The organism is Rheinheimera sp. (assembly GCF_020217005.1).
GTDB lineage: Bacteria > Pseudomonadota > Gammaproteobacteria > Enterobacterales > Alteromonadaceae > Pararheinheimera.
This window is the reverse complement of sequence record NZ_JAIWOI010000112.1, coordinates 1-10,000: the sequence shown is the minus strand read 5'-3', so window position 1 is coordinate 10,000 and position 10,000 is coordinate 1. Positions and strand designations below refer to the sequence as shown.

The 10,000-nt window shown below is 46.0% G+C and carries 10 protein-coding genes and 1 tRNA gene; 8 read left to right on the top strand and 3 right to left on the bottom strand.

Annotated elements, in window-relative coordinates:
* Both LDL40_RS05445 and leuA read right to left on the bottom strand, forming a co-directional pair.
* On the bottom strand, positions 1-270 hold a 270-nt coding region (locus tag LDL40_RS05445; protein WP_300994165.1), incomplete at its 3' end, for an isocitrate/isopropylmalate family dehydrogenase.
* Positions 271-272: 2 nt separating this feature from the next.
* Positions 273-1,844: a 2-isopropylmalate synthase gene (leuA, locus tag LDL40_RS05440; protein ID WP_300994156.1), complete on the bottom strand. Its 1,572-nt coding sequence runs from the start codon at positions 1,842-1,844 to the stop codon at positions 273-275.
* 477 nt (positions 1,845-2,321) lie between these two features.
* Here leuA and LDL40_RS05435 point away from each other — a divergent pair.
* The 8 genes from LDL40_RS05435 (at position 2,322) to LDL40_RS05400 (ending at position 9,038) form a co-directional block, all read left to right on the top strand.
* A tRNA-Leu gene (locus LDL40_RS05435) sits at positions 2,322-2,408 on the top strand.
* 102 nt (positions 2,409-2,510) lie between these two features.
* Positions 2,511-3,740, top strand: a complete 1,230-nt coding sequence (locus tag LDL40_RS05430; protein WP_300994155.1) for an adenosine deaminase family protein — start codon at positions 2,511-2,513, stop codon at positions 3,738-3,740.
* A gap of 476 nt (positions 3,741-4,216) precedes the next feature.
* Positions 4,217-4,417, top strand: coding sequence for a hypothetical protein (locus LDL40_RS05425; RefSeq protein ID WP_233009248.1), 201 nt, complete (start codon positions 4,217-4,219; stop codon positions 4,415-4,417).
* A 110-nt stretch (positions 4,418-4,527) separates the two neighbouring features.
* Entirely contained in the window at positions 4,528-5,946 is a 1,419-nt protein-coding gene (locus LDL40_RS05420) for a sensor histidine kinase KdpD (protein WP_300994153.1), read from the top strand.
* Positions 5,943-6,518, top strand: coding sequence for a hypothetical protein (locus tag LDL40_RS05415; RefSeq protein WP_300994152.1), 576 nt, complete (start codon positions 5,943-5,945; stop codon positions 6,516-6,518). The genes LDL40_RS05420 and LDL40_RS05415 overlap by 4 nt, the downstream gene beginning before the upstream one ends.
* A 2-nt stretch (positions 6,519-6,520) precedes the next feature.
* Positions 6,521-7,870: a sigma 54-interacting transcriptional regulator gene (locus LDL40_RS05410; protein WP_046521361.1), complete on the top strand. Its 1,350-nt coding sequence runs from the start codon at positions 6,521-6,523 to the stop codon at positions 7,868-7,870.
* Positions 7,871-7,936: 66 nt separating this feature from the next.
* Positions 7,937-8,263: a DUF2288 domain-containing protein gene (locus LDL40_RS05405; protein ID WP_300994151.1), complete on the top strand. Its 327-nt coding sequence runs from the start codon at positions 7,937-7,939 to the stop codon at positions 8,261-8,263.
* A gap of 19 nt (positions 8,264-8,282) precedes the next feature.
* Positions 8,283-9,038: an arylamine N-acetyltransferase gene (locus LDL40_RS05400; protein WP_300994149.1), complete on the top strand. Its 756-nt coding sequence runs from the start codon at positions 8,283-8,285 to the stop codon at positions 9,036-9,038.
* Between the two features lie 59 nt (positions 9,039-9,097).
* Here LDL40_RS05400 and LDL40_RS05395 read toward each other — a convergent pair.
* On the bottom strand, positions 9,098-10,000 hold a 903-nt coding region (locus LDL40_RS05395), incomplete at its 5' end, for a gamma-glutamyltransferase family protein (protein WP_300994148.1).

Here is a 10,000-nt window from a genome sequence, read left to right as displayed (position 1 = left end):
TTCTGGCTGCTGAGCCGGAGGCAGGCGGGTCCACTTAGGGCCGCCAACAGAGCCAAATAAAATCGCATCACTGTTTTTACACAAGTTCAGTGTGTCATCCGGTAAAGCCACACCAGTTGCATCAATAGCAGCGCCACCAATTAAAGCTTCAGTACTTTGAATGTTGAATCCGAATTTATCAGACACCACAGCCAGTACTTTTAACGCCTGAACCATCACTTCAGGGCCAATACCATCTCCGGCTAATACGGCAATTTTATAATTTTTCATTGTTACTTCTCTGTCTGTGATTCAGATAAACGGCGAGCCTGCTTAGCGGCGTCTACCTGTTTGCTGCGTTCAATTAAATTTAAGACATGCACATAAGCCAAGACTGACGAGCGCACTATGTCAGTGGCTAAACCGGCACCGTGATAACGGCGGCCCTGATATTCGGCAATGATATCCACCTGGCCCAATGCATCTTCACCGCTGCCTTTGGCTTGCAAGTTAAAGTCGACCATTTTGACATCGCTGCCAACAATACGCTGAATAGCCTGGAATGAAGCTTCCACCGGGCCATTGCCTGTGGCGGCTTCAGTGTGGGTTTCGCCATTAATGCTTATGCCCACAGTAGCGCTGGCAACGTGGCCTGTGTGAGTGGAAGAGCTTAAAAACTCCAGTTTGTACGGCTCGTTGGTGTCTTGTAAGTTCTGGAAAAACACCAGCGCTTCTAAGTCGTAATCAAAGACACGGCCTTTTTGGTCGGCTAAAGTGACAAAAGCTTTGTAGATTTCATCTAAGTTGTAATCGTCCTGGGTGTAGCCCATTTCGCTTAAACGATGCTGGATCACAGCGCGGCCAGAGCGGGACGTCAGGTTTAATTCGTTCTGGCGAATACCGACTTGCTCAGGGGACATAATTTCGTAGGTGTTTTGCGCCTTTAATACGCCATCCTGGTGGATACCTGAGGAGTGGGCAAAAGCGTTTTCGCCGACAATAGCTTTGTTTGGCTGAATCGGCATATGGCAAATCTGGCTGACCAAATGGCTGCTGCGATAAATTTCAGTGCTTTTAATGTCGGTGTAAAACGGCAGAATGTCCGGGCGGGTTTTGATAATCATCGCCACTTCTTCTAATGAACAGTTACCGGCACGCTCACCAATACCGTTGACCGTACATTCAATCTGGCGCGCACCGGCCTGAACTGCAGTGATGCTATTCGCCACAGCCAAACCTAAATCGTTATGGCAGTGCACACTTAAAATGGCCTGATCGATATTTGGCACTTTATTGCGCAGGTCCGTAATGATGCGGGCAAATTCATTGGGAATGGTGTAACCCACAGTGTCCGGAATATTAATAGTGCGGGCGCCAGCCTTAATAGCAGCTTCGACGATACGGCATAAATCATCAATAGGAGTGCGGCCTGCATCTTCACAGGAGAACTCAACATCGTCCGTGTAACGACGCGCCAACTGAATAGCAGCAACAGCCTGTTCAGTGGCTTGCTCCAAAGTGCGGCGTAATTTGTACTGTAAATGCAGTGGGGAAGTCGCGATAAAAGTATGAATACGGCGACGCTCAGCATTAGCTAATGCCTGACCACAAGCTTCAATGTCAGCGCTGACAGCACGGGCCAAACCACAAATAATGGGGCCTTTCACCTGAGTGGCTATGCTTTGCACAGACTCAAAGTCACCTGGTGATGACACAGGGAAACCCACTTCCATTACATCGACATTTAAGCGGGCAATGGCATGAGCCAGCTGAATTTTTTGCTTATGGCTTAAACTGGCACGCAATGCCTGTTCGCCGTCTCTTAAGGTGGTATCAAAAATCCAGATTTTGTCCTGACCACTCATCACATTTTCCTCATTGATTGATTAAAACCCGTTTTGGTGGCCTTGGTTAAAACAAAAAACCCCGGCCTGTGGCACGGGGTTTTTGGTTTACTGGTACAGTCGTTTTACCAATGCACAAAGCCCCGTGGCCTGTTGAGGAGCACGAGGAGAGTGAGCAGGTTAGCGAAACGCTGGTTTAAATTCATTGTTGCCTGATTCTTCGTTGGGTTTAATTTGTACAACTGTTATTAGTAATATCACGGCATTTTTTGCATTGCAACAGTATAGACGGCTAAATATCTAAGTATTTTTATAACCGCAGAGTGACAGGGCTGATGATTTTTGCGTCAACGCCGACTAAACAGAGTTGTTTTTGCTGAAAAAATAGGCGGTTGATGCATTTTTTAAGTTTTTTTATGAAAAACACATGACGAACGCCAGTTATTCAGCATAAAATGCGCCCCGTTCTGCCAGTGTTGTCAAACACGCTCTGCTCATGCCCGGGTGGTGAAATCGGTAGACACAAGGGATTTAAAATCCCTCGCTCGAAAGGGCGTGCCGGTTCAAGTCCGGCCCCGGGCACCATTTCTCTTCTGTTACTCCGTATAGATCCCCTTTTAAATTCCTGTTCTGCTACTTAACTGCTATAACTAAAACACTTTGCTTATTTTGCAGGTTTATTCTGTTATGCATTTTTACTCTCTTGATTTCATTAAAGAAATGCCAAAATCCGATCTGCATTTGCATTTAGATGGCAGCTTACGCTTAGACAGTCTGATTGAGATGGCTGCTAAAGCTGGCGTGACACTGCCAAGCCAGACAGTGGAAGGCTTAAAAGAACTGGTATTTAAAGACAGTTATAAAAATCTGGGCGAATACCTGCACTGTTTCCAATACACTTGTGCTGTATTGCGCGATATGGACAACCTCGAACGTGCTGCCTATGAGTTGGCCATAGACAACCAGCTTGAAGGCGTAAATTATATTGAAGTACGTTTTGCTCCTCAGTTATTAATTGACTTGCCATGCGGTATAGATTTTGACCGGGTGATGCATGCAGTTAACAATGGTCTGAAAAGAGCTCAAAACGAATACAATAGCCAGGCTGCAATTCTGAGTGGCGACAAACCACCTTTTGCTTACGGTATTATCAACTGCGCCATGCGGATGTTTGGCGACAAAGGCTTTTCTCCTTATTACACCAACCTGTTCCAACTGATGCGCGATTTCAGTCCTATTGAAGTGATTAAGCTGGCGGCTATGGAATTAGTGCGGGCTAGTGTAAGACTGCGGGATGAAGCAGGAATTCCAATAGTGGCTTTGGATTTGGCAGGGCAGGAATCTGGTTATCCGGCCAGCAAATTTAAAGAAGTTTATGAGTTTGCCCATCAGCATTTTTTACTGAAAACCTTACACGCCGGTGAAGCTTATGGCGCTGAAAGTGTGTTTGAGGCCATTACCGAATGTTATGCCGACCGTATAGGCCACGGCTATTCCTTGTTTGTGCCAGAGATGATCCAGGACCCGTCCATCAAAGATAAACAAAAGTATATTCGTGAGCTGGCCTCTTATATAGCCGACAAACGTATTGCTATTGAAGTCTGTTTAACCAGCAACCTGCAAACCAATCCGGGCATCAGCGACATCAAAGCGCATAAGCTCGGCGATATGCTCGATCACCGTATTGTCACTGTGATTTGCACCGACAACAGATTGGTGTCGAACACGACAGTCAGCCGCGAATACAAACTGGCTTTGGATAATTTTGATATTCCGCTGAAGCGCCTAAAAGATATGGTGGCCTACGGTTTTAAGAAAAGCTTTTTTCCGGGCAGCTATGTAGAGAAGCGTCAGTACGCTAAACAATGTTTAGAGTACTTCGATAAAGTCGCGCAAAAATACGGCTTTATTAACTAAGTTGCTTCATGCGGCTCGAGTAAAATTAAATCCCAAATTTGATTTTACTCGAGCCGAATCAAACACTCCGCGTATTTACCCCATTTCACTCTAGAATCTGCATTTTTTATTTTTATAAGTTATTGAAATTTAATTAAATTATATCTTCTTAATAAATGCTGATAAAAGTGTCGCAAAAAGCATACATGCTAAGTTGTTGAAATATATAAACATTATTTTAAGTTCTATTTTGCTGTTGCTAATTAGCGACAGATCTTTTGGAGTTTCTGTTCAGTTTCTGCCGGAAAAGAAATTAATTTAATCTAACTTGTTGATATTTAAAGATTAAAAATTAATCTTAAAACTTGGCACGGACTCTGCATTTATTAGTTCGTAACGGTAAATTAGGTAAGAGGTACGATGTTGTTACTCTTACCTAATTTACCGGCAGGCTCAGCAAAACGCTGAAATGAACAGTAGTAAAGACGGGGTGAATTATGGACTTATTTTTAATCGCAGCTATCGCATTCTTCATGGTTAACGCTTTTGTATTTGTAACCTACATGCGCAAAATTGATTTAAACGGCAATGCAGTTTTAGAGTTAGAGCGTGTTCAAGCCGCTGATGCTTATGCCCGCACTGCTGCTAAAGTACGTAAAGCACGCACTGCAGTTGCGCTGGAACAAGCCACTAACTAATTAGTTGCTGTATAAATAAAAAAACCGGTCTCTGACCGGTTTTTTTATTTATATGCTCTTCTGTAAATCCGTTATGATAAGCGCCTGATTTTTCGTGGAACCCTGTCCTGATGCGAATGCCTGTTCAGCCTGCTTCCTTGCGGCAGTTTGTTTTACTCAGCTTTTTTATGGCCTTGATCCCACTGGGCGTTTTGTTGTGGCAAAGTCATAGTGCTTTGTCTGATGTCAGCCGTTATGCCATAGCCGAAGCTGAAAGCTCGGTGGCTAATGTGCGTCGCGCTGAAAATATGCAGAAGCTGGTCAATGACATTGAGCGTTCTGTATTGCAGTTCAGTATTTTGAAAACTGATGCCTTGTCGCAACTTGCGGCCACTCATTTAAATAACTATCAGCAGAATCTGGGTTCTGTCTGTCTGAATCTGTCTCAGCCTGTGCTTTGCGCACAACAACAACAGCAACTGGAACTTTTGCTCGACAGCTACCTCCATGAAAGTAATGAAGAACTGAGTCCTATTCTGCAAAAAATCCGCCAGCAGCAGGTGCAACTGACTCAAGTGATCTGGGCTTTGCTGGAACAACGATTACAGCAGCAGCAAGTCTATGCCGAAGAAGCGCAAAGTCATTTAGCCTGGCAAACTGTAGCTTTAGTGGTATTGACCTTATTAATGGTGCTGTGGGCATCTGCCCGTATTACTGCGCCGGTGAAAATGCTCGACACTATGATCCGTTCTATAGGACAGGCCAGCCACCATTTCCCACATGATAAAGTGGATGGTCCACGTGAACTGACGGAGCTTGGTGAACAACTACGCTGGTTAGCGTCACGTTTACAGCAACTGGAAGCTTTGCGGCTGATTTTATTGCGCCATGCTTCGCACGAACTTAAAACACCTTTATCCAGTATCCGTGAAGGTTGCGCACTGCTGAGTGAGCAGTTGGTTGGGCCATTAAATCCGCAGCAAATGGAAGTGGTCAGTTTACTGAATGGCAGTGCTGATCGACTCAGTGTACTGACGGAACAACTGCTGGATTACAACAAGTTGTTGCAGCAAGCCAAGCCAGAGTTTGGCTGGCACGACAGCGAAACTTTATTGCAAAATTGCTTTAATGACCATGCTTTATCCTTACAGCAACGTGAGCAAAACATTGTGCTGGATTGTCAGTTGCCGCGAATTTACACCGATTCTATGTTGTTCCGCCGTATTCTGGATAACCTGATTAACAATGCTCAGGCGTACGGTGCTGAAGGCAGTAATGTCTGGGTCAATTTGCGTCAGCATGATAAGTTTATGCTGTTGGACGTGGCCAATAATGGCACTCCTATTCCTGCTGAATTGCGGGCTAAATTATTTGAACCTTTCCAGCGCGGCAAAGCTCCCCGGTTTGATGCGGTACAAGGTTCAGGTTTAGGTTTATCTATAGTCGCTGACTGTGCCCGTTTATTAGGGGGTCTGGCAGAAATTATTGACGTCGGTTACGCCGATGTCTGTATTCAGGTGCGTTTGCCTTTAGTTGAGGATGCGGTATGAAACTTTGGTTAAGTCTTGGTTTTTGTTTGGCATTAACAGCCTGTCAGGGGGTGAAACCTGTAGTGCCTGTAGTGAATAAAACATTACCAAAAGTCGAACCTGCTCAAACTCAATTGGTGGAGCCACCTAAACCGGTAAAGGCTGAATTAGCTATTGCAGACGATGCTCTGACCTTGCAGGCATGGAGAGACTTTCGTGCTCAACTCTTGCTGATGCCTGTGGCCGAGCGCGACTTATTGTTGCGCAGCTTTAAATCCAGTGCCGTCACGACCTTACAAACCTTATTAATTAAGCTGCATCCAGACAGTCCTTACGCTGTGCGTTTTGCTGCTCAGACTCAATTGAATGACAAACTGACCACCTTACCTAAAGGTTTAGCCGATTTATTGCGCTGGGATTTAGCTTATAACCAGAAATTGCTGGAAAGTGAATCTGCAGTCACAGCTTTGTCACGATTAAATGCGCAGCAGCAAGAACAGCTGGATAGACTGCGTCGGCAAAGCAAAGACTTACAAAAGAAAATAGATGCGTTGACGCAAATTGAAGCCAAATTAAACCAGACAGGTAACTAAGCATGAGCAATGGCGCCCGGTTATTGCTGGTGGATGATGATCCCAGCTTATTACGTTTACTGACCTTAAGACTCGAAGGTGAAGGTTATCAGGTGATCAGCGCAGATTGTGCTGAAACAGCGCTGGTGTTGCTGGGTAAAAATAAAGTTGATGTGGTGCTGAGTGATTTACGGATGCCGGGTTTAGACGGTATGGCCTTGTTTGACGAAATTGCCAAACGCCATCCCGGTTTGCCAGTGGTGCTGATGACAGCCCATGGCTCTATCCCAGAGGCTGTAGCTGCGACTCAGCGTGGTGTTTTTGGTTTTTTAACTAAACCGCTCAACAACAATGACTTACGCGATATTTTAGCTCAGGCCGTGCATCAGTCCCATGTGCCAAGTAAAGACGAATGGCGTGCCGACATCATTACCCGCAGTAAAGTGATGGAGCAGGTGCTGGATCAGGCCTACAGAGTAGCGCAGCGGGATGTCAGTGTGCTCATCACAGGTGCCAGCGGTACTGGCAAAGAAATGCTGGCCAAGGCTATTCACAAAGCAAGCCCCAGGGCTAAAGGTCATTTTGTCGCTATTAACTGCGGCGCTTTGCCTGAGCATTTATTAGAGTCCGAATTGTTTGGTCACACCAAAGGTGCCTTTACCGGCGCCGTGAATGAACACTTAGGTTTATTCCGCGAAGCAGACGGCGGTACTTTATTCCTCGACGAAATTGGTGATATGCCGATGCCTTTGCAGGTAAAGTTGTTGCGGGCTTTGCAGGAGCGGCAAATACGCCCTGTAGGGAGCACTAAAACTATCCCTATTGATGTGCGGGTGCTGTCGGCGACCCATCGCGACTTAAAACAGGCGATGCAGGAACAAAGTTTCCGCGAAGACTTGTATTACCGTTTAAATGTAGTGAATTTGCAACTGCCAACTTTAAGAGAACGGGCGGAAGACATTCCATTGTTAGCCCGTCATGTGCTGCAACAAAATGCCGAACGCCATGGCGTACAGGTGAACCGTTTTTCTGAAGATGCCATGCAAGCACTGGTGACTGCCCAGTGGCCGGGTAATGTGCGGCAATTGGTCAACGTGGTTGAGCAATGTGTGGCTTTAACTCAAAGCCCTGTGTTGAGTGTGGCGTTAGTTGAGCAGGCCCTGTCACAAAATCGCAGCTTCTGGCCGACTTTAAGTGAAGCCCGTGACCAGTTTGAACGCCAGTATTTAATCAGGGTATTAAAAATGGCTGAAGGTAATGTCACCCGCGCTGCCGAATTGGCCGGGCGCAACAGAACAGATTTTCACAAACTACTTAAAAAACATGAACTCAGCGCTGCTCAGGTGTCAGAGCAAAGTGACGAATTGGAATAACTGAAAATGGGGTCAGAGCACATTGTTAGCAGCGAACAATGTGATCTGACCCCGAGAGATAAAACGATGCACGAAAATTTTGACGTAGAACCCGAAGTACTGAAAGCCAAAATCATCAGCGAAACAGCCCGAATCAACTGGCTTGAGCTGCAGAAGTTTTATGCTGCTGGCTCTGTAGTTCAGGTCTCTGCACAATTGGATTTAGTGGATGTAGCTTTTGCTTTTAGTCAGGATGATAAAACTGCAGTGCAGAATTGGTTGCAGTCGGGTTTAGTCGACAGAGTGAACGATAGTCAGGCCCAGCTATGGGTTGAGCAGAAGACTGAACTTTGGGCTGTGGTGATTTCCCCCTGGATTTTAGTGCAGGATAAAGCTGCCCAAGCTACTCATTAATTAAACAGGTCAACGCTTTATGTATGCAGAAAATTTCCAGTTAGAGTCTTACCTGAAACGTATTGGTTATGCAGGGTCTTTCGAGCTTAATGCTGAAACCTTAACCAGGCTGATGCGTGCTCAGCTCTTTAGGGTTGCCTTTGAAAACCTGGATGTACAGGCAGGTAAAATTGTCTCCTTAGTCCCAGAGCAGATAGTCGATAAAATAGTAGGCCAGGGTCGTGGTGGTTATTGTTATGAGGTCAATGGCCTTTTTGCGATGGCTTTGCAAGCTCTGGGTTTTAGCTACAAGTTTATTGCCTGTCGCCCAATGTTTTATCCGGTGCGCCGGCCTAAAACCCATATGGTGTTATTGGTGGAAGCTGATGGTGAGCAGTGGATCTGTGATTTAGGATTTGGCAGCTACGGTATTCGTGCTCCTATAGCTCTATCCTCGTTAGAACAAGTGCAGCAGCAGGACTTTGATCAATTCCGTTTAACTACAGAGCCAAGTGGGGCTTATGTGGTGCAAGCCTGGGTCGATGGTCAATGGCTCAGCCAGTTTGGTTTTGAGCCTTATGCGAGTGAGTGGGTGGATTTTATGCCAGCCAACTATCTGAATAGCACTCATCCGGATACGATTTTTGTGCAGAAGTTATTGGTGATTAAACACCACGAACAAGGCCGGGATATCCTGTTGGGCGATCAGCTGAAACAAATACGAGCCGACGGCACAGTGGTACAGCAGTTAAGCCCGCAGCAGAGAGAAGAAACACTAAAGCAGTTGCTAAAATAAAATTGGGGTCAGATCACATTGTTAACTGTTAACAATGTGATCTGACCCCATTTTAAAGATTAATACCCTGCCGCCTGACCGTCTTTACGGGATTCTGAAGCGCCGTAATAAACGCCGGTTTTTGGGTCTTTCATAATGGCCTGATAGCCACCAAATTCACCCAAAGCGTAACGCACATCATGGCCTTTTTTCATCAGCTCACGAGCTGTTTCATAAGGCACACCTTTTTCCAATTGCAGATAACCGCCATTGGTTAAGTAAGCAGCTTGCGAGTCCGTAGGTTCAGTGCTGCCCAGATGTTGCCAGCGCGCTGCGTCTCCCGCTTCCTGCAGATTCATGCCGTAGTCGATCATATTCACCACTATCTGCACATGACCCTGAGGTTGCATAGCGCCACCCATCACGCCAAAGCTGGTTAAAGGTTTGCCATCTTTACTGATGAAGGCTGGAATAATAGTCTGGAAAGGTCTTTTACCTGGCTCATAGGCATTGGCATGTTTTGGGTCCATGGAGAACATCTGGCCTCTGTCCTGGAAACCAAAACCTGTACCTGGCGCTACTACACCTGAACCCATACCGCGGTAGTTACTTTGGATCAGCGACACCATAGTGCCGTCTTTGTCGGCTGTGGTCATATAAATGGTGTCGCCTTCATAGGCGGCCGGATTACCTGCATCGACACGCTGGGCTGCATTAGCGCCAATCAGCTTAGCGCGTTCTTTACCGTAGGCCTCAGAAATAAGCCCTTTGATGGGTAACTTGTTAAAATCGGTATCCGCATAAAACTTGGCTCTGTCTTCAAAGGCTAGCTTTTTTGCTTCTACCAGAGTGTGAATACTGTCAACACTGTTGTAGCCCATGGCTTTTAAGTCGAAGTTTTTCAGAATTTGCAGCATCTGCAAGGCGGCTATGCCCTGGCCATTTGGTGGTAATTCCCAGACATCATAACCACGGTAGTTTAC

Coding starts and splice junctions, on each gene's coding strand:
- leuA (WP_300994156.1), bottom strand. CDS start 1,844: ATGAGTGGTCAGGACAAAATCTGGATTTTTGATACCACCTTAAGAGAC.
- LDL40_RS05430 (WP_300994155.1), top strand. CDS start 2,511: ATGCATTTTTACTCTCTTGATTTCATTAAAGAAATGCCAAAATCCGAT.
- LDL40_RS05425 (WP_233009248.1), top strand. CDS start 4,217: ATGGACTTATTTTTAATCGCAGCTATCGCATTCTTCATGGTTAACGCT.
- LDL40_RS05420 (WP_300994153.1), top strand. CDS start 4,528: ATGCGAATGCCTGTTCAGCCTGCTTCCTTGCGGCAGTTTGTTTTACTC.
- LDL40_RS05415 (WP_300994152.1), top strand. CDS start 5,943: ATGAAACTTTGGTTAAGTCTTGGTTTTTGTTTGGCATTAACAGCCTGT.
- LDL40_RS05410 (WP_046521361.1), top strand. CDS start 6,521: ATGAGCAATGGCGCCCGGTTATTGCTGGTGGATGATGATCCCAGCTTA.
- LDL40_RS05405 (WP_300994151.1), top strand. CDS start 7,937: ATGCACGAAAATTTTGACGTAGAACCCGAAGTACTGAAAGCCAAAATC.
- LDL40_RS05400 (WP_300994149.1), top strand. CDS start 8,283: ATGTATGCAGAAAATTTCCAGTTAGAGTCTTACCTGAAACGTATTGGT.